Source organism: Bacteroides caecigallinarum, assembly GCF_016902295.1.
Classification (GTDB): domain Bacteria; phylum Bacteroidota; class Bacteroidia; order Bacteroidales; family Bacteroidaceae; genus Phocaeicola; species Phocaeicola caecigallinarum_A.
Window position 1 is genome coordinate 36872 of the sequence record NZ_JACJLQ010000001.1, and the last position, 20976, is coordinate 57847.

A 20976-nucleotide genomic window follows, 5' to 3' on the forward strand; every position below is an offset into this window, starting at 1 on the left:
GGTGAATAATTATATAAAAAGGATGTGTTTTGATGGACACATCCTTTTTTGTGAATTACAAACTATGAATTGTATAGCGTTTTTTTAAAATAAAAGGTAATGAATTATAATAAATTTAAGATTTTTCTGTTTTCATGTTTGTTGAGTATTGTTCCAAATATTTATAGTCAGAGCGATATTTCTTCAACAGACTTTTCGAATTATTTTTCTCCACCATCAAAAGGTGTGATGACTCCAGATTCGGACGGCTTTATTCGTCGCTGGTTGCTTCTTGAACCGATAAACAAACCAAACAGAAGCAATACTGTTTTTACAGACAGCTATATCCGTGAGGTCTTTGCTACCGAATATTTTCCTACACAGTTTACAAAAATACCTTCTGACGGAGATAAAGTTAAGGTAGGAGACCAGAAATTGAAATGGCATGCTCTTGACAGCAAGCTTTTCAATGTCAAGTTGTTTCGCTTCGCCTCTAACCTTGACAAGCAGGTCTATGGTGTAATATTCTGGGCAGTAACCGTCATTGAATGTGCTGAGGATATTGAAAATGTCAGGATGGCTGTTGGCTCCAATTCTGCATCCATGTGGTGGCTGAATGGTGAAGAGGCGGTCATTTTGTCTGGTGACAGAAGAATGGTTAAGGATGATTGTATGTCACGTCGTCTGACTTTAAAGAAAGGTAAGAATGTTGTGAGAGGTGCAGTGATAAATGGACCGGGTATGAGTGATTTCTGTTTGCGTTTTGTTTATGAAAACGGTGAACCAGTAAAAGATATTACAATAAGTTTTAAATGATTATGAAGAAAGATAATATATTATTAGGTGTTTGTTCTTTGATGCTTTCAGGTTTATCAACAAATCTGTCAGCTCAAGTTGGAGAACCATATATCCATGACCCTTCTACCATTATGGAATGTGATGGCAAGTATTATACTTTCGGTACAGGTGGCGGTGGACTTATATCAGAAGACGGATGGACATGGAACAGCGGTGCTGTACGTCCGGGAAGAGGTGCGGCTCCTGATGCTATAAAGATAGGAGATAGATATCTGGTGGCATACAGTTCTACAGGTGGTGGACTTGGTGGCGGTCATAGTGGTCAGGTGCTAACAATGTGGAATAAAACATTGGATCCTACATCTCCTGATTTTAAGTTCACAGATCCTATAGTTGTTGCATCATCTGAGGAAGACGAAGATTGTGACGCTATTGATGCCGGTTTGTTATTAGACCCTACTGATGGTCGTCTATGGCTTTCATACGGTACGTATTTTGGATTTATTCGTCTGGTTGAACTCGACCCTGAAACAGGAAAACGTGTTGAAGGTAATGAACCGATTAATATTGCTATAGATTGTGAAGCAACAGATTTGTTGTACCGTGATGGATGGTATTATCTGCTGGGAACACATGGAACATGTTGTGACGGTCCGAATTCTACATATAATATAGTTGTCGGAAGATCTCGTAAAGTTACCGGTCCTTATGTTGACAATATGGGTAGAAAAATGCTCGAAGGTGGTGGTAAGATGGTGATTGCGGCAAGAAATGGTATGACTGGTGCCGGTCATTTCGGACGTTACATCGAAACTGAAGGCGTTGAAAAAATGTCTTGCCATTTCGAAGCTGATTTTAAACGTGGAGGTCGTAGCGTGTTGGCTATATATCCTTTGCTATGGCGTAACGGATGGCCTGTTGCAGGAGATTTATTTAAGGAAGGTACTTATGAGATTGAGTCTGAGCGTAGAGGATATGCATTGGAGCTGGCTGTCGATTTTATCAGAATGGATGCTCCAAGATATCGTTTTTGGGAGAAAGTTGAAGAGCCGGTAGTGCCTTTGAAGCCTCAAACTCTTGATGATGTTATTGACACATGGCCAAAAGGAAATATTGATGTGAGAATAGGTGATTATATGTTCCGACCTCACCAGAAATGGACTATAACAGCAGTTCCTGATGCCGGAGGTTATCTTGGCGCTCCATATTATAAGATAGTTATTGAGGGAACAAACCGTGCACTGTCTGCCGCTGAAGGTGCGGAAGTTGTTACTGTCCCTGAATTTACAGGCTCTCCAGAACAGCTGTGGCGTATAGAACAGTTGATTGACGGAACATATAGAATTATGCCTAAACATATACCGGGCTGTGATGAAGAACTTGTATTGGTCTCTGTAGGCGACAGTACTCCGTCGTTGGGTAAGTTTGATATGAACAGCGATAATTCGAAATGGAATTTCAGAGATTATTGATTATAAACTATAATACAAACAATACATATTTAGTATGAAGAAGTTATTTTTACCATCTTTGTTTTTGAGTTTTACACTTACTGCATTAGCTCAAAATACGTCGCTTGAGGGTGAACGTTCAATGTGGTCTATCCGTAGTTCAGAGTATCCGCGTGTTACGTCAGACCATCGTGCAATGTTTAAAGTTAAGGCTCCGGAAGCAAATTCAGTGCAATTGGATTTGGGAAAGAAATATGAAATGAAGAAAAATGCCAATGGCGAATGGGAATGTATAACAGATTCGTTGGGACCTGGGTTCCACTATTATTCGCTGATTGTAGATGGTGTTTCGGTGAATGATCCGAGCAGTGAAACATTTTATGGTTGCAGCCGTATGATGAGCGGCATAGACATACCATACGCTGATGGTGATGACCGTTTCACATTGTCGGATGTTCCTCATGGTGATATCCGAATGAAAAGATATTTCTCAAAAATAGAGAACGGATGGAGACGTATATATGTATATACTCCTCCGACTTATGATAAGAATGATGCAGAATATCCAGTGTTGTACTTACAGCATGGTGGTGGTGAGGATGAACGAGGATGGTCTCAGCAGGGACTTACAGATATCATTTTGGATAATCTTATAGCAAAAGGAGAAGCTCTGCCGATGATAATAGTGATGATGGATGGTAATACAAGGAATTTTACAAGGGCGTTGCTCGATGAATGTATTCCTTTGGTGGAGAATACATACCGTGTGAAAAAGGAGAAAGATAGTCGCGCTTTGGCTGGATTGTCTATGGGAGGAATACAGACATTGAATACAGTGATAGAAAATCCAGATATATTCTCTTATGTAGGAGTATTCAGCTCAGGATGGTTCAGCAACAATCCTAACAGAATGTTTGGTGATACTGAGAAGTATTATACAATGTTAAGTAACGATAAGGACAAATATAATGAAAGCTTTAAGCAGTTCTGGATATCAATGGGTGGTAAGGAAGATATCGCTTATATGAATTGTCAGAACATGCTTGGTCGTTTTGATAAAATAGGTATCAAATACACTTATTTTGAAACTCCTGGTGGGCATACATGGCCGGTGTGGAGAGAAAGCCTATATCGTTTTGCTAAGTTGTTGTTCAAGTAATTTGAATAAATATTTCAGATTGATTATAAAATTAGCTGTGATTTGGATATACTCCGAATCATAGCTAATTTTTTATATGTAAACAACTAAAATTACATATCGAACTTAGTTTAAGAATGAGATTGTCTTATTTTTGTTAGGCATTGGTATTTATACATTTTCCTTTCATTTATATAATATTTTGTCGTGATAATTTGATATTATTACTTTCTTATTTCTTGAATTTGTGTAAGCAATACACTTAATAAAGTGATTAAAAATGTTATTATTTCTTCGGAAATGGTTCAAAATGAAATCTTGATTAGAGAATGTTTTATGTTTATAACAAATACGGATGTAAATCTGTGTGATTTGTAAAAGAAATGCTATCTTATAGCCTTAAAATGTTTTTTTAGAAGAAAAACGTCAAATGTTGTGTCAAAAAACTAAGAATTGGGGTCTATGACATGATGAATGAAAATATATTCAGAAAAAATACATATTTTGTGACTAACTGGAGAAACTAAACTATTATTAATTTTTTTATTCAAGAGAGATTTTATGAGAAGGAAATTGATGCTATTAATCTCCTGCCTCGTCGTATGGGTAGGTATGGTGAATGCTCAAACCTTGAAAGTGACTGGTACTGTTACTTCAAGTGAGGATGGTTTGCCTGTTGTGGGTGCATCTGTATTAGTAAAAGGTACTACTGTAGGTACTGTGACTGACATTGACGGAAATTTTAATATTCCGAATGTTCCTGAAAATGCAAAAACACTTATCGTTTCGTTTATTGGTATGAAATCTGAAGAGATTGCAGTGGCCCCAACTTTGAATGTTGTGTTGCGTCCGGATACTGAGCTCCTTGATGAAGTGGTAGTGACGGGTTATGGAAATTTCAAGAAATCATCGTTTACAGGCTCTGCATCGAGTGTATCTACTGAAAAATTGAAGGATGTACCTTCGATTAGTGTTCAAGACAGATTGGCTGGCTCGGTATCTGGCGTTCAGATTACTCCTACTTCAGGACAACCTGGAGCTGTGGCTTCTGTGCGTATCCGTGGTATGGGGTCAATTAATGCAAGTAATGAACCTCTTTATGTGATAGATGGTGTGCCGATGCTTAACGGTAATGTAAGTGAATTTTCATACGCTAATTCTGGTAACAGCCTGTTGGCTACCTTGAACAGTAATGATATTGAGTCTATGACTGTAATAAAGGATGCCGCGGCTGCATCGCTGTATGGCTCGCGCGCTGCAAATGGTGTGATTATCATAACTACAAAGCGTGGCTCTGCTGGAAAAACTCAGTTTAATGTTAAGGCTGACTGGGGTATGTCGGATATGGCTATTGATTATCGTCCTATACTTAACGGATATGAGAGACGGGAAATTCTTTACTTGGGGCTTAAAAACTATATGCTGAATAACGGTAGGTCTATGGATGAGGCTGTTGCTTATGCTGATAGTAAAATTGACGGATATGCTGCTGAACCCTGGTCGGGCTATACTGACTGGAAAGATGTTCTTTTCAGAAATGGTGTCCATCAGAATTATGAAGTCAGCGCACAGGGCGGTTCGGAAAAGACACGTTTCTATACTTCTTTCGCTTATACAAAACAGGATGGTATCACAAATGTTTCCGGATATGAGAGATTTACCGGTAGGGTGAATGTAAATCATAAAGCGGATAGAGTATCGCTGGATGCAAGTGCAATGTTTACGAATTCAACTCAGAATGTAAATAATGAGGGTACAAGCTTTGCAAGTCCTATAATGTGTTATGCAATGACTGCTTCTCCTTCTACTTTCCCTTATAATGAGGATGGATCTTTCAGTACTGTTTTCCCTGCATTAAATGGTGCGAATCCTGTTCAGACGGAGACTTATAATTATAACCTAAGTGTAGTGAATAGATTTATGGGGTCGCTGGGGACTACATGGAATATCTGGGATAATCTGAATCTGAAGGAGGTATTGAGCTATGATTTCAATCAAAACAATGAACGCGTATGGTGGGACCCGCGTACAAATGACGGACGCTCGTCGAATGGTGTAATGCAAAGGGTTATGACAAATATGGCTAAGCTGAATACTCAGACTCAGCTTACATATAATATGACAATAGCTGAGAAACATAATCTTGATGCTTTGTTGGGCTTTGAGACAGAGGATTATGGCTATGAATATGTGTATGCCAATGGTAATTCGTATCCATCGTATTTGCCTGAAATAGTGAATGCCGGGGACACAAGGGCTTCAAGTTCGGCAAGCAGATATAGAATGACTTCATTCTTAGGACGTCTGAATTATGATTTTGCCGGTAAGTATTATTTCAGTGCCAGCTATCGACGCGATGGGAGCTCGCGATTGTCGCGTGCGAGCCGTTGGGGGGATTTTTGGTCAGTATCTGGTTCGTGGAGATTGTCTGCCGAATCGTTTATGGAGGCTGCGAGGAATGTATTGACTGACGTTAAATTACGTGCTTCGTATGGTGTGAACGGAACTCAGCCTACTGACTATTATGGATATTTAGGTGTTTTTGGATTCGGATATAATTATATGGGTAACGGTGGTTCTGCAGAAATGAGAGTGGATAATCCGAATATGAAATGGGAAAAGAATTATGCCACAAATATAGGTTTGGATATTACATTGTGTAACAAACTGTCGATGACAATAGAGTGGTATAACCGTGATACTAAGGATCTGCTTATGAATAAGGCTATATCTGGTGTGGTGGGTATCATAGATGGAAGTGGCTCTGCCAATACTTTGATGAATGTTGGTGAGATGAGAAACCGTGGTATAGAAGTGGAACTGAAATCGACTAATATTCAGAAAAAGGACTGGATGTGGACTACTACATTTAATGTTAGCCATAACAGGAATACTTTGCAGAAGTTGGACGGCGAACAAAATGAAATGATAAGAGGTGTACTTATCCATAGAGTGGGCGAACCTTATTATTCGATTTATGCGTACGAATATGCAGGGGTAGATTCGCAAACAGGTAAGGAAATGTATTATATAAATGGTGGAAATGGTAGTCGTGAGACTACAACTAATTCTGCAGAAGCTAACAAAACTATTGTAGGGGCTGTTGAACCTAAAGTACAGGGAGGTCTAACTAACTTTGTAAGTTGGAAATTTATAGACTTTAACATGACTTTGACTTACTCAATAGGCGGTAATGCTTATGATAATGCTTCATGGTTACAGTCGAATGGTGGTACTTATAATTATGTAGGTAATGTTCCAGCTTATTATAAAATTGAGGATACATGGCAGAAACCAGGCGATAATGCAAAACTTCCGCAATTCGCTTTCGGAAACAAGAATATAGCTTCATCTCGTTTGCTGATGCCAACAGACCACTTGCGAGTTAAGAATTTGACTGTCGGTTTCACTATGCCTACAAATTTGAGTAGCAAACTGGGACTTGGCAAAATGAGAGCTTACGTTGCAGCAAACAATCTGCTTACATGGAAATCGAAAAAACTGTATGTGGATCCGGAAACTCCTGTAAACGGTATATGCACTTTTGAAACTCCGGCTTTGAGAACGGTTACTTTCGGTATGGAAATAGGTTTTTAATTTTAATAATGAGAAGTAAATATGATAACTAAAATATATAAGTCGTTTGTGTTTTCGGTTACAGTCTTAGGATTGTCATCGTGTGTAAACAACTGGTTGGATCAGGCTCCGGCTAATGGGATACCTACAGCACAGGCTATAACGAACTATAATGATGCCAAGACTGCTATGTATGGGATGTATGATGGTTTGCAGGGTAATTCAACATATAGGGAGTATTATGCTGCAAGAATGTTCTATTATGGTGACGTGCGTGGTGATGATATGCAGGCAAGAAATCAGGGAATGCGTACTTCTTCGTGTTATGAAATGAGATATACAGCAGATGATGCTCCGGCAATTTGGAATGTACCGTATAACGTAATACGTCGTGCCAATAGAATTATTGAGGCTGTGGAAAATAAAAAAATCATGGATGCTGATAAGTATCAAAGTCAGATAAACGATATTTATGCTCAGGCTAAGGTCGTTAGAGCTTTGGTACATTTTGATCTTGTGAGAATTTACGGAAATCCTTATACAGTTGACAATGGCGCTTCGCTTGGTGTACCGTTTGTGGATACTGCATTGAATACTGATGCGCAGATGGGTAGGGAGACTGTGGCTAATGTTTATGAAAAGGTTATAAAAGACCTGACAGATGCTGTAAACTCCGGATTCTTGTATAAATCTGTAAAGGTGGGAGAGAAGCAGGGTTTTATTGACCAGTGGGCCGCCGAGGCTTTACTGACTCGTGTGTATCTTTATAAAGGTGATAATGAGCTTGCTTTATCAACAGCCAAGAATGTGATTATGAATTCTCCTTATAAATTATGGACTGCAGATGAATATGCTGATGCGTGGGATAAGATGAATGCAAAGCATACTGGCGAGATATTGTTCGAAATTGTAAATAATGGTTCAGACGACTGGGCAGACCGTGAGGGAATTGGCTATTTGTATAATGAGGACGGATATGCTGACGCTATCTGCACCAAGTCGTTTGTGGATATGCTGAAGGCCGACAAAAATGATGTGAGAATTAATGTTGTTTTGCCGTTAAAGAATAAAAAGGACGGTAATGGTAATCCTACAGAACTCTATAAGATATATGGTGATGAACCTGTATTTATTAATAAATTTCCAAGTGGACAGCAGTCTGATCCACGCTTGCAGAATCTTCCGATACTCAGACTTTCGGAAGTGTATCTGAATGCAGCTGAAGCTGCCATGAAGTTAGGTGGAGGAGCAGTGAATGAAGCTGTTTTGTATCTGAATGAAATAATAAAGGCCCGCTCTATTGATGTTAGTGCTGCAAAGGTGGTGGACAATAACAGTATAACTTTAGAAAAAGTATTAACAGAGCGTCGTAAAGAATTGGTAGGCGAAGGGCACCGTTTCTTTGATGCTATGCGTAATAATGAAACAATTGTACGTTATGAAAGTCAGGATAATATGGGATGGCATTATGCCTTAAATGAGGATTCAAGAAAGTTTGACAGAACTTATTTCAGAGCTATCCTCCCTATTCCGGTGAGTGAGACTAATGCAAATCCTGTTATAGCCAAACAGCAGAATCCTGGATATTGATGTGTTGACAGAACAATAGTTGGTTTTATTTTTAGTATAATTTAAACGCTTGCTGAACACTGAAGGTGATTAGTGTTTGGCAAGCGTTTATTTATTGTTTGCTTATATTAATCGCAATAAAAATTACCAGAATTTGTTGAGCTCCTCGTTATATTCGAAGCCTGCGTCTTTTAGACGTGATACAATTTCGTCTTTGTTAAGGCTCAAATCGTCGCAAAGGGAGTCAAGCGAACTATAGAAGTCTCTTAGTTTCATGTTGATGAGACTGAAAAGCATCATCGGGTCATTAGGTAGTTCCATTTTTTATGATATTATGTTTGTTTCTTTTCGGGGTGCAAAGTTACTCTTTATTTCTGAAGGTTATCATTCTGTGCTCTCCGTATTATTATGTTTTTATGATATTTTAGCTTATGCAAATTGCAATGCCATAATTTTTGAGGTATTAGGCTGTTTGAAAAACAGAATATTTGTGAAATAATTACTAAACTTTTCATTATTAGGACGGTTAAGTCGGGAAAAAGCATTACTTTTGCGGAGTTTTAATGATCATTAATTTAGAAAAACTGAAAAACAATGTTGGAGCTTGACTTACTCACTGCTGTTTCTCCTATCGACGGCAGATATAGAACCAAGGCGGGAGCTTTGGCTGAATATTTTTCTGAGTACGCATTGATTAAGTATCGTGTGCAGGTGGAAATAGAGTATTTTATTACTTTGTGTGAACTTCCTTTGCCACAGTTGAAATGTTTCGATCATGCGCGTTTTGAATCTTTACGTGATATTTATCGTAATTTCTCTGAAGCTGACGCTCAGCGTATCAAGGAAATCGAAAGCGTAACAAACCATGACGTTAAAGCCGTAGAATATTTCATCAAGGAACAGTTCGACAAGCTTGGGGGATTGGAAAAATATAAAGAGTTCATCCATTTCGGATTGACTTCGCAGGATATCAATAATACTTCTGTGCCTTTGTCTATAAAAGAGGCTCTGGAGAAGGAATATTATCCGCAAATACAGAAACTTATTGACCAGCTTGCCGCATATGCTGAGGAATGGAAGGATATTCCTATGCTTGCAAAGACTCACGGACAGCCTGCCTCTCCTACAAGATTGGGTAAAGAGATAATGGTGTTTGTATATAGATTGCGTCGTCAGTTGGATATCTTGAAGGCTTGTGCCATTACTGCCAAATTCGGTGGAGCTACCGGCAATTATAATGCTCATCATGTGGCTTATCCTGAATTTGACTGGAAAGCATTCGGAAACAAGTTTGTTGCAGAAAAATTAGGATTGGAGCGTGAGGAATATACTACTCAGATTTCAAATTATGACAATTTGGGAGCAATATTCGATGCAATGAAGCGTATCAATACTATTATGATTGATATGAACCGTGACTTCTGGCAGTATATCTCTATGGAGTATTTCAAGCAGAAAATTAAAGCTGGAGAGGTTGGTTCGAGCGCGATGCCTCATAAGGTAAATCCTATCGACTTTGAAAATGCTGAAGGTAACTTGGGCATGGCTAATGCTATCTTCGAACATTTGTCGTCTAAACTTCCTGTTTCAAGATTACAGCGTGACTTGACTGACTCAACAGTATTGCGTAATATTGGTGTTCCTTTTGGTCATACTATTATTGCTATTCAGAGTTCACTTAAAGGACTTGGCAAGCTGTTGCTGAATGAGCATAAAATTTATGAGGATTTGGACAATTGCTGGAGTGTAGTGGCTGAGGCTATTCAGACTATTCTTCGTCGTGAGGCATATCCTAATCCTTACGAAGCTCTCAAGGCTCTGACACGTACAAATCAGGCTATTAACGAGGCTTCTATAAAAAAATTCATTGAAACTTTGGATGTGAGCGAAGAACTGAAGAAAGAACTTCGTGCTATCACTCCACATAATTATACTGGTATTTAATTATTAGACTTAATAGAGACATTTTGCCCGAGAGGGTATGAGTATTAATTTTTTTGATTTTATTATTATGACAGAAAGAGAATTCAGACAAAATGGTGAAAACCAGTCTGGCCGCGATGGTAGAAAATCTTACAACAACAGAGAAGGTTATAACAGAAACAATCGTTATGAGGGTGGTAATTATGGACGTCGTTCGAACAATGGATTTGATGGTGGCGAACGTCAGAACCGTTCTTCTTTCAACCCTCGATTTAATAATAATGGTGGCGAACGCCAGCAGCGTGGTGGCTATGGTAATAATAATTATGGTCGTCAACAACGTTCTTACGGCAATCGTCCTTATGGTAATAATGAAGGAGGAGAACGTTCATACGGCTCACCGCGTTTCAATAACAATGGCGGTGATCGTCAGCAGCGTCAGTTTACTCCAAGATTTAACAATGACGGTGGAGAACAACGCTCGTTCCGTCCTCGTCAGGGACAACAGGGAGGATATCGTCAGCAGGGTGGAGGCTATGGAAATAATCGTCAAGGCGGTTTCCGTCCGCGTACAACTGACTATAATCCGAATGCTAAATATAGCATGAAGAAGCAGATTGAATATAAGGATATTCTTACAGATCCTAATGAGCCAATCCGTCTGAACAAGTATCTGGCTAATGCCGGCATTTGCTCACGCCGTGAGGCTGATGAGTTTATCACTGCCGGAGTGGTTTCTGTAAATGGGGAAATTGTAACTGAACTTGGTACTAAGGTACATCGTAACGACGAGGTTAAGTTCCATGATCAGCCGGTGAATATCGAGAGAAAGGTATATTTGCTGCTAAACAAGCCAAAGGATTGTGTGACTACTTCGGACGATCCTCAGGAACGTAAGACTGTAATGGATTATGTAAAGAATGCGTGCAAAGAGCGTATTTATCCTGTAGGAAGACTTGACCGTAATACTACTGGCGTGCTATTGCTTACAAACGATGGTGAGATGGCTTCAAAACTTACTCATCCTAAATATCTTAAGAAGAAGATTTATCATGTATATTGCGACAAGAATGTAACTAAGGCAGACTTGGATCAGATTGTTCAGGGTATTACTTTGGAGGATGGAGAAATCCATGCTGATGCTGTAAGTTATGCATCGGATACTGATAAGTCACAAGTGGGAATAGAAATACACTCTGGAAAGAACCGTATCGTACGTCGTATATTTGAACATCTTGGATATAAGGTTATTAAACTTGATAGAGTTTATTTTGCCGGACTTACTAAGAAGGGATTGCGTCGTGGCGACTGGAGATTCTTGACAGAAAATGAAGTGAATATGCTCCGTATGGGGTCTTTTGAATAATATAAATTATTAAATGATGGAAATGATTCGTAGAACAAAGATTGTTGACGTGCTGAAATCACGCGATTTCGGTAGTATGGTCAATGTAAAGGGTTGGGTTCGTACCCGCCGCGGTAGCAAACAGGTAAACTTTATCGCCTTGAATGACGGTTCTACTATAAATAATGTACAGGTGGTTGTTGATTTGGCTAACTTCGATGAGGAAATGCTTAAGCAGATTACTACTGGTGCATGTATCAGCGTAAACGGTGAATTGGTAGAATCTGTGGGTGCAGGACAGGCTGCTGAAATTCAGGCTCGCGAAATAGAGGTTTTGGGCGTATGTGACAATACTTATCCGCTTCAGAAAAAAGGTCACTCTATGGAGTTCCTTCGTGAGATAGCTCATTTGCGTCCACGTACAAATACATTCGGAGCTGTGTTCCGTATTCGTCATAATATGGCTATTGCAATTCATAAGTTTTTCCATGACCGTGGATTCTTCTATTTCCATACTCCACTTATCACTGCGTCAGACTGTGAAGGTGCCGGACAGATGTTCCAGGTTACAACAATGAACCTGTATGATTTGAAGAAGGACGAAAATGGCTCTATCATATATGATAACGATTTCTTTGGGAAACAGGCAAGTCTGACTGTATCAGGACAGCTTGAAGGAGAATTGGCAGCTACTGCTTTAGGAGCCATCTATACATTCGGTCCTACTTTCCGTGCTGAAAATTCAAATACTCCACGTCACTTGGCTGAGTTCTGGATGATTGAGCCGGAAGTCGCTTTCAATGATATATATGACAATATGGACCTTGCTGAGGAATTTATCAAATATTGTGTACAGTGGGCTTTGGACAACTGCTATGACGATGTTAAGTTCCTTAACGATATGTTTGACAAGGGTTTGATAGAACGCCTGCAGAGTGTATTGAAAGACAGCTTCGTTCGTTTGCCTTACACCGATGGTATCAAGATTCTTGAAGATGCTGTAGCAAAAGGACATAAGTTTGAGTTCCCTGTATTTTGGGGTGCCGACTTGGCTTCAGAGCACGAACGTTATCTTGTAGAAGAACATTTTAACAAACCGGTTATCCTTACAGACTATCCAAAGGAAATCAAGGCTTTCTATATGAAACAGAATGAAGACGGAAAGACAGTACGTGCAATGGATGTGTTGTTCCCTAAGATTGGTGAAATAATCGGAGGTTCTGAACGTGAAGCGGACTATGACAAATTATTGACACGTATTCAGGAATTGGGAATTCCAATGAAAGATATGTGGTGGTATCTTGACACGCGTAAATACGGTTCATGTCCTCACTCAGGATTTGGCTTGGGATTTGAACGCCTGTTGCTGTTTGTTACAGGTATGTCTAATATACGTGATGTCATACCTTTCCCACGTACTCCAAGAAATGCTGAATTCTGATTTTAGATAAATTCATCTTCATTATTATATTAAAGCTGTTCGGGAATTAACTATTTTCGAGCAGCTTTTTTGTTGTTCTTGCCTATTTCTGATATTTTTATGAAAAAAAAATGAACTATTCTATGGATTTTATATTTTATTCTGTATATTTGTAGAAACCTATTAATAAACTTAAATATATAGTGTTATGAGAATGCGCAATTTTATATTTCTTGCATTATTGTTGCTTATAGCTTCTGGTAGTGCGTTGGCGCAGTCAGCCGAAAAAGCCCCATTAGGTCTTAATGGTATATGGCAGATGTGTTTTTATCGTTCTAATTCGCCTGATGTTGCAGGTGAACTTAAAACCAGTAATTCATTTAAAATCCTAACAGATGATGGACGTTTTACTAATATGGTAATGATGCCAAATGGAGCCATCATTATCGGTGAAGGTAAATGGGAAATGACATCTGAAAAATCATATACAGAGATAGTTGAAAGAAACATTCATCTTCCACAGCTGGACGGTAAAAAGAATGTCATGGAATTTGAATTGCAAGGTGATGATATTATGGTTGTTAAGTTCTTTCTAAAAGAAGATGTTAATGGCAACAGAATTGATTCATGGTGCTATGAAACATGGAAGAGAGTAACTATGCCAGATGAATATCCTGAAAATATTATAAGATGAGTCTATCATTATGGAATAAATGATGGATAATTTATTGCTATGAAAAATTTCTGATAAGGCTGCCATTCATTGTAATGGCAGCCTTTTTTACATAGTATCAGTTCATTATATAAGAAAAAAACAAAAAAACTTTGTCTGTTTCGGGAAAAGTTGTACCTTTGCAAGCCGATTATTATCAAATAGTGATAAATTTAAGATTCAGAGCACTTTAATTCTTCTTTGTCCGGGATGGATGAAGTGTGATGGATTCGTTTTTTAGTAGTTAACATTTTAAAAAAGATTTAAGAGTGGATACTTTAAGTTACAAGACCATTTCTGCAAACAAAGAAACTGCAACTAAAGAATGGGTTGTAGTTGATGCTACCGACCAGGTCGTAGGACGTCTCGGTGCTAAAGTTGCGAAACTGTTGAGAGGAAAGTACAAACCAAACTTTACTCCTCATGTGGACTGCGGTGATAACGTAATCATCATCAATGCAGACAAAGTTAAATTTACAGGTAATAAGTGGAATGACAAAGTGTATTTGAGCTATACAGGTTATCCTGGTGGACAGCGCGAAATCACTCCGGCTCGCTTGATGGCTAAACCTAACGGCGCTGAAAAATTAATGAAGAAAGTTGTAAAAGGCATGCTTCCTAAGAATCGTCTTGGAGCTAAATTGCTCGGCAACTTGTATGTTTATGAAGGTTCTGAACACAAACATGAAGCTCAGACTCCAAAAGTTATTGATATTAACACACTTAAATAATAAAGAATGGAAGTAGTAAATGCATTAGGCAGACGTAAAAGCGCTATTGCTCGTGTTTTCGTCAGCGAAGGTACAGGAAAGATTACTATTAACAAGAGAGACCTTGCAGAGTACTTTCCATCAACTATTCTGCAGTATGTAGTTAAACAGCCTCTTAATCTTCTTCAGGTGGCTGAAAAATATGATATAAAAGTTAACTTGTGTGGTGGTGGTTTCACAGGACAGTCACAGGCTTTGCGCTTGGCTATCGCTCGTGCACTTGTTAAAATCAATCCGGAAGATAAGAAAGCTCTTCGTGTAGAAGGATTTATGACTCGTGATTCTCGTTCTGTTGAACGTAAAAAACCAGGACGTCCTAAAGCACGTAGAAGATTCCAGTTCAGTAAACGTTAAGCGATTGAGTTTGTTAGTTTTTAAGTTTGTAAGTTTATTGCTAGTAATCGGTTTGCGAAACTTCAGACTAAACTCAAGAACTTAGAAACTCAAAAACTTAAATGTAAAAGCGTTTAGTATCTAAACTGTCAGGATTTTCCCTACAATTGTTTGCGGAGAAACTACCAGACAGTTGGTTAAAAATCAAACAAAAAAGAAAGTAAACGATTAAAATTAAAGAACAATGTCAAGAGTAAATTTTGATACATTATTGGAAGCAGGCTGCCACTTCGGACATTTAAAGAGAAAGTGGAATCCAGCAATGGCTCCTTATATTTTTATGGAACGCAACGGTATCCATATCATCGACCTTAACAAAACCGTTGTAAAAGTTGAAGAAGCTGCTGAAGCTTTGAAGCAGATTGCAAAATCAGGAAAGAAAGTCCTGTTTGTTGCTACTAAAAAACAAGCTAAACAGGTAGTAGCTGAGAAAGCTGCTTCTGTAAATATGCCATACGTTATCGAACGTTGGCCAGGTGGTATGTTGACTAACTTCCCAACTATCCGTAAGGCTGTTAAGAAGATGGCTACTATCGATAAACTTACTAACGATGGTACTTATTCTAACTTGTCTAAGAGAGAAATCCTTCAAATCTCTCGTCAGCGTGCTAAACTTGAAAAGAACCTTGGTTCTATCGCTGACTTGACTCGTCTTCCATCTGCATTGTTCGTAATCGATGTATTGAAAGAAAATATTGCTGTACGTGAAGCTAATCGTCTTGGTATTCCTGTATTTGCAATTGTTGATACAAACTCTGATCCTTCAAATGTTGATTACGTAATCCCAGCAAACGACGATGCAACTAAATCAGTAGAAGTAATTCTTGATGCTTGTTGTGCTGCAATGGCTGAAGGTTTGGAAGAAAGAAAAGCTGAAAAAGTAGATATGGATGCTGCTGGTGAAGCTGCTGCTCCTAAAGCACCTAAGAAAAAAGCTGCAAGAGCTCGCATGGATAAAGCAGAAGAAGATGCTATAAATGCTGCTAAAGCTGCTGCTTTCGTAAGCAAAGAGGATGAAGCTTAATTCTTGAAACTATTATATATAAAATTGAGAATTGAAAATTGAGAATGGAACATATATGCTCAGATTCTCAGTTCTCAATTCTCAATTTTGTTTTATAACGATATTTATTATTAACTCTTAATAAAAAGAAATTATTATGGCTGTAAGTATGGCAGATATTACCAAGCTTCGTAAAATGACTGGAGCTGGTATGATGGACTGTAAAAATGCTTTGAACGATGCTGAAGGCGATTTCGACAAGGCAATGGAAATTATTCGTAAAAAAGGACAGGCAGTAGCTGCAAAACGTTCTGACCGCGAGACTTCTGAAGGTTGCGTTTTGGCTAAATCAACCGGTGATTACGCTGCGATGATAGCTTTGAAGTGTGAAACAGACTTCGTTGCTAAAAACGCTGATTTCGTTGCTTTGACTCAGACTATTCTTGATGCTGCAATCGCCAACAAATGTCAGAACATTGATGAAATAAAGGCTCTTCCAATGGGTAATGGTACAATTGGTGATGCTATCGTTGAACGTAGCGGTGTAACTGGTGAAAAGACTGAATTGGATGGCTATTTCTTCGTTACAGGTGCTTGTACAGCGGTTTACAACCACATGCATAAAAACCAGCTTTGTACTATAGTTTCTTTCAACAAGGCTTGTGATGAGCAGGTCGCAAACGAAATCTGTATGCAGATTGCCGCTATGAACCCAATCGCAATTGATGAAGCTGGAGTACCAGAGTCTGTAAAAGAAGAAGAAATAAAGGTTGCTGTTGAAAAAACTAAAGCTGAACAAGTACAGAAGGCTGTTGAAGCTGCTTTGAAGAAAGCCGGTATCAACCCTGCACACGTGGATAGCGAAGAGCACATGGAAAGCAACATGGCTAAGGGATGGATTACAGCTGAAGATGTAGCTAAGGCTAAAGAAATCAAAGAAACTGTTGCTGCTGAAAAGGCTGCCAACTTGCCACAGGCTATGATTGAAAATATTGCTAAAGGTCGTCTTGGCAAATTCTTGAAAGAAGTTTGTCTATTGAACCAGGAAAGCATTATGGATCCTAAGAAGACTGTATCTGATGTCCTTAAGGCTGCTGATCCTGAATTGACTATAGTTGATTTCAAACGTTTTACTTTGCGTGCTGAATAATCAATCATTTGCATAGATAAAATTAAAAAGCGTGAATTTACGAGTTTTGACCAAACGAGTAATTCACGCTTTTTTATGTGTATATATGCCCTGTCTTATTTTATTTTTCCTCAGCTTCCTTGAAAGCGGCTTCTTCTGCTTCGGAAATAATCTTTTCTTCGTCATCGAATTTTTCAGCCATTGAATCGAATTTATATTCTTCTTCTTCAGCTATAGTTCCTGTTTGTGCGATATTTTTTTCAGAGATGATGTTATTATAAGCGTTTTCTCTTTCATTCTTTGCTGCAAATATAGCGTCAATGAAAACAGAATCTTTTTTTATCATTGTCATTGTAGTGTGCGCTGCTTCCTGCTGTGACTCCTTTTTGGAGTATCCCTTACCACTGCCTCCGGCAATATTTTCAACTAAAATTTGAGTCTCAAAAACAGGGTTCTGGCTTTCGTCCAATGACTGACCGATCAGTCGGAACTCTATTTCGAATTTATTCTTTTGACTCCATTCAATAAGTTTGGATTTGAAGTTGACTTCTTTGCGTGAGATTTTGTCAAGGTTGATGTATTGGCCTATAATACGTTCTTCCATGAATTTCATGCAAGCTTTGTATCCACGGTCCAAATAAATAGCTCCTACAAGCGCTTCGAAAGCATTTCCACTCATATAGCTGTTATGCGACGATTGTTTTGACGAATACTTTATGAGCTTGTCTAATCCGATTTTTATCGCAATATTGTTCAAAGTTTCCCTTTGTACAATTTTTGACCTTGTATTAGTGAGGAAACCTTCTCTTTTCCCTTCAAATTTCTTATATACGATATCGGCTACTACTGCGTCAAGTATGGCATCTCCCAGAAACTCAAGTCTTTCGTTGTTGACCAATCTGCCCTGAGTCTTTACTGAAGAAGATTTGTGCAGTAGCGCTTGTTGGTATATTTCGATATTATGAGGATAGAATCCCAATATCTTATAAAAACGAAAATAAGGCTCTTTCTCCTTACGGAAAAAGAGTCTTATTCTATCTGTAATATTTTCTATTGACACAGTTTATTCAGTGTATTTTTTAACGATTACACATGCATTGTGGCCACCAAAACCAAAGGTATTGCTCAATGCTGCACGTACTGTACGCTGTTGAGCCTTGTTGAATGTGAAGTTAAGGTTGTAATCGATGTTTTCATCATCGTCTCCTTCTTCATGGTTGATTGTTGGAGGTACAATATCATTCTTAACAGATAATACGCTTACAATTGCTTCTACACCGCCTGTTGCGCCAAGTAGGTGACCTGTCATGGATTTGGTAGAACTGATGTTAAGCTTATAAGCGTGTTCGCCGAATACTTCTTTTATAGCTTTAACCTCAGAAACGTCTCCTACCGGTGTTGATGTACCGTGTACGTTGATGTAGTCGATATCTTCAGGCTGCATGTTCGCATCTTCCAGGGCGTTCATCATTACAAGTTTAGCTCCAAGACCTTCAGGGTGAGAAGCTGTTAGATGATAAGCGTCTCCAGATGCACCTACACCTGCCAATTCTGCGTAAATTTTTGCTCCACGAGCCTTTGCATGTTCAAGTTCCTCAAGAACCAATATGCCTGCGCCTTCTCCCATAACGAAACCGTCACGGCTTGCACTGAACGGACGTGATGCACGAGTTGGGTCGTCGTTGCGTGTTGAAAGCGCGTGCATTGCGTTGAAACCGCCTACACCTGCTGCGAAGATAGCAGCTTCAGCTCCACCTGTAACGATGATGTTAGCCTTGCCAAGACGAAGATAGTTGAAAGCATCTGCTATTGCGTTTGATGATGACGCACATGCCGATGTTGTCGTGAAGTTAGGTCCATGAAAGCCGTACTGGATTGAAATTTGTCCTGATGCAATATCGGCAATCATTTTAGGTATAAAGAATGGACTGAATTTAGGGCCTATAGTATCTTTAGTTTGTTCATATCCGCCTACTTCTTCTTCAAAAGTACGGATACCGCCGATACCGACACCTAAAATTACACCAATTTTGTTCAAATCTTCTTTTTCGACGTCAATTGCAGCATCACTAACGGCTTCTTTGGCTGCGGCTACTGCATATTGAGTGTAAAGGTCCATTTTGCGGGCTTCTTTACGGTCGATATAGTCTGCTGCGTTGAAGTTCTTTACTTCACAAGCAAACTGTGTTTTAAACTTTGAAGCATCAAAGTGAGTAATAGGTCCTGCCCCACTCACTCCATTGAGAAGATTGTTCCAGAATTCCGGAACTGTGTTACCCAATGGTGTCAATGCGCCAAGACCTGTTACTACTACTCTCTTTAATTCCATAAATTGAGGTTGATTATTTGTTTGATTCGATGTAAGAGATAGCGTCACCTACAGTCTGGATCTTTTCTGCCTGATCATCTGGAATAGAGATACCGAATTCTTTTTCAAATTCCATAATCAATTCTACTGTATCCAAAGAGTCAGCACCCAAGTCATTTGTAAAGCTTGCAGTTGGCACTACTTCTGATTCTTCTACACCTAATTTATCAACGATAATTTTCTGTACTTTTGATGCAATTTCAGACATAATTCTAATTTTTAAAGTTTATAAAATCGATTTATTATTAATATTTGCTGCAAAGGAATAAATATTTCTTCTTTTCACCAAATATTCAAGGAAATAAATGCACTTTTTTGCACAAATATTTAGTATTTGTGCATGATTTATCCTTTAAATATGTGATTATTTCTGTTTTTTACTCTTTCCTTAACTTATAGTTTCCTCTTATCTTTTCGAAATCTTCTGGATGTGTAAGTAATGATTTATAATCTATTAAAGGGTTATAGTTTGAAAGTATATCACTGTCGCTGGAGTTTGTTCCCGAAACCAATTCTTCAGGTAAATTTATTCTTGAATCAATATTTATGTTGAAGAAACTGCATAAAAACTCAAATGTCATTTGTGTGGCATTGAATTTCCCATTGGCAGAATATCCAGCTATGTGTGGTGTTCCAATGAATACCTTATTCAGTAGTTCAATATTGATGTCAGGTTCGTTTTCCCATACGTCAATAACTGCTTCGGCTATTTTGTCGTTTCGTATTGCATTAAGGATAGCGCCTGTTTCAATCACTTCACCTCTTGAAGTGTTTATGATTACAGGTTTCTTTTTTAAGCTATTGAAAAATGACTCATCTGCAAGATGGTAAGTTTTGTATATGCCGTCCTTAATGAGCGGCGTATGGAAAGTTATGATATCGCATTCGCGAGCTATTGTGCTAAGGCTGACGAATCCCTTCTCTCCATTATCATGCCTTGGTGGGTCATTCAGAAGGATTTTTATCCCAAGCCTATTGGCTAACGCCAATATTCTTGATCCTACATGGCCTACTCCGATGATACCTATGCATTTATCCTGCAGTTTATATCCTCTGGTTTTGTGTAAAAGTTCCAATACGGCATGAACATATTGTTCTACGGCACCAGCATTGCATCCCGGGCAGTTTCTCCATGTAATACCTGCCTGTTTGCAGTACTCTGTGTCTATATGGTCAAAACCTATTGTTGCTGTACCGATGAATTTTACATTGCTTCCTTGCAGTAGTTTGCTGTCGCACTTTGTTCTTGTTCTTATTAACAGGGCATCAGCTTCTTTTATAGTGTCAGCAGTAATTTCTCTACCAGGCAGATATACCACATCATCTGTAATTCTTGCTAATGCTTCCTTTATATAAGGAATCTTATTGTCAACAACTATTCTCATCTTTACATATTATATCT

The 20976-nt window shown here is 38.7% G+C and carries 17 protein-coding genes and 1 pseudogene; 13 read left to right on the top strand and 5 right to left on the bottom strand.

Going from position 1 to position 20976, the window contains the following annotated elements:
• Positions 1 to 99: 99 nt before the first annotated feature.
• The 5 genes from H6A27_RS00180 (at position 100) to H6A27_RS00200 (ending at position 8532) form a co-directional block, all read left to right on the top strand.
• Positions 100 to 795 carry an acetylxylan esterase gene (locus tag H6A27_RS00180; RefSeq protein WP_204507269.1) on the top strand — a complete coding sequence of 232 codons (696 nt, stop codon included), beginning with the start codon at positions 100 to 102 and terminating at the stop codon, positions 793 to 795.
• A gap of 2 nt (positions 796 to 797) precedes the next feature.
• Complete coding sequence (locus tag H6A27_RS00185; RefSeq protein WP_394800062.1) at positions 798 to 2249, top strand: family 43 glycosylhydrolase; 1452 nt, start codon at positions 798 to 800, stop codon at positions 2247 to 2249.
• A 34-nt stretch (positions 2250 to 2283) separates the two neighbouring features.
• Entirely contained in the window at positions 2284 to 3387 is a 1104-nt protein-coding gene (locus H6A27_RS00190) for an alpha/beta hydrolase-fold protein (RefSeq protein WP_204404130.1), read from the top strand.
• Positions 3388 to 3927: 540 nt separating this feature from the next.
• On the top strand, positions 3928 to 6963 hold the full coding sequence (locus H6A27_RS00195; protein WP_239469508.1) for a SusC/RagA family TonB-linked outer membrane protein: 3036 nt from the start codon (positions 3928 to 3930) through the stop codon (positions 6961 to 6963).
• Positions 6964 to 6984: 21 nt separating this feature from the next.
• On the top strand, positions 6985 to 8532 hold the full coding sequence (locus tag H6A27_RS00200; protein WP_204507270.1) for a RagB/SusD family nutrient uptake outer membrane protein: 1548 nt from the start codon (positions 6985 to 6987) through the stop codon (positions 8530 to 8532).
• 123 nt (positions 8533 to 8655) lie between these two features.
• On the opposite strand, the gene H6A27_RS00205 is transcribed toward H6A27_RS00200, so the two are convergent.
• Positions 8656 to 8832 carry a DUF4250 domain-containing protein gene (locus H6A27_RS00205; protein WP_204404134.1) on the bottom strand — a complete coding sequence of 59 codons (177 nt, stop codon included), beginning with the start codon at positions 8830 to 8832 and terminating at the stop codon, positions 8656 to 8658.
• A gap of 276 nt (positions 8833 to 9108) precedes the next feature.
• On the opposite strand from H6A27_RS00205, the gene purB reads away from it, so the two are divergent.
• The 8 genes from purB to tsf all read left to right on the top strand — a co-directional run bounded on the left by purB (position 9109) and on the right by tsf (position 17227).
• The gene (purB, locus tag H6A27_RS00210) at positions 9109 to 10455 is read left to right on the top strand and encodes an adenylosuccinate lyase (RefSeq protein ID WP_204507341.1); all 1347 of its coding nucleotides are present in this window, start codon (positions 9109 to 9111) and stop codon (positions 10453 to 10455) included.
• A gap of 64 nt (positions 10456 to 10519) precedes the next feature.
• Positions 10520 to 11800, top strand: a complete 1281-nt coding sequence (locus tag H6A27_RS00215) for a pseudouridine synthase (protein ID WP_420867831.1) — start codon at positions 10520 to 10522, stop codon at positions 11798 to 11800.
• 16 nt (positions 11801 to 11816) lie between these two features.
• Positions 11817 to 13220, top strand: coding sequence for an asparagine--tRNA ligase (asnS, locus tag H6A27_RS00220; protein ID WP_204404157.1), 1404 nt, complete (start codon positions 11817 to 11819; stop codon positions 13218 to 13220).
• Positions 13221 to 13407: 187 nt separating this feature from the next.
• Positions 13408 to 13893 carry a DUF4488 domain-containing protein gene (locus H6A27_RS00225; RefSeq protein ID WP_204404139.1) on the top strand — a complete coding sequence of 162 codons (486 nt, stop codon included), beginning with the start codon at positions 13408 to 13410 and terminating at the stop codon, positions 13891 to 13893.
• Positions 13894 to 14180: 287 nt separating this feature from the next.
• A complete protein-coding gene (gene rplM, locus H6A27_RS00230; RefSeq protein WP_204404141.1) occupies positions 14181 to 14642 on the top strand; it encodes a 50S ribosomal protein L13 in 462 nt (153 codons plus the stop codon).
• 6 nt (positions 14643 to 14648) lie between these two features.
• Positions 14649 to 15035, top strand: a complete 387-nt coding sequence (rpsI, locus tag H6A27_RS00235) for a 30S ribosomal protein S9 (RefSeq protein WP_204507272.1) — start codon at positions 14649 to 14651, stop codon at positions 15033 to 15035.
• Positions 15036 to 15258: 223 nt separating this feature from the next.
• Positions 15259 to 16098, top strand: a complete 840-nt coding sequence (rpsB, locus tag H6A27_RS00240) for a 30S ribosomal protein S2 (RefSeq protein WP_204404145.1) — start codon at positions 15259 to 15261, stop codon at positions 16096 to 16098.
• A gap of 136 nt (positions 16099 to 16234) precedes the next feature.
• Positions 16235 to 17227 carry a translation elongation factor Ts gene (gene tsf, locus H6A27_RS00245; protein ID WP_204404147.1) on the top strand — a complete coding sequence of 331 codons (993 nt, stop codon included), beginning with the start codon at positions 16235 to 16237 and terminating at the stop codon, positions 17225 to 17227.
• Between the two features lie 306 nt (positions 17228 to 17533).
• Here the strand turns inward: tsf and rnc are convergent.
• From rnc to pdxB, 4 genes and pseudogenes are all read right to left on the bottom strand, one after another.
• Positions 17534 to 18260 (bottom strand): annotated as a pseudogene (gene rnc, locus H6A27_RS00250) (ribonuclease III); the annotation flags it as partial.
• A gap of 9 nt (positions 18261 to 18269) precedes the next feature.
• On the bottom strand, positions 18270 to 19535 hold the full coding sequence (gene fabF, locus H6A27_RS00255; protein WP_204404149.1) for a beta-ketoacyl-ACP synthase II: 1266 nt from the start codon (positions 19533 to 19535) through the stop codon (positions 18270 to 18272).
• 13 nt (positions 19536 to 19548) lie between these two features.
• The gene (locus tag H6A27_RS00260; protein ID WP_154043091.1) at positions 19549 to 19782 is read right to left on the bottom strand and encodes an acyl carrier protein; all 234 of its coding nucleotides are present in this window, start codon (positions 19780 to 19782) and stop codon (positions 19549 to 19551) included.
• Positions 19783 to 19951: 169 nt separating this feature from the next.
• The gene (pdxB, locus tag H6A27_RS00265; RefSeq protein ID WP_204507273.1) at positions 19952 to 20959 is read right to left on the bottom strand and encodes a 4-phosphoerythronate dehydrogenase PdxB; all 1008 of its coding nucleotides are present in this window, start codon (positions 20957 to 20959) and stop codon (positions 19952 to 19954) included.
• Positions 20960 to 20976: the final 17 nt, after the last annotated feature.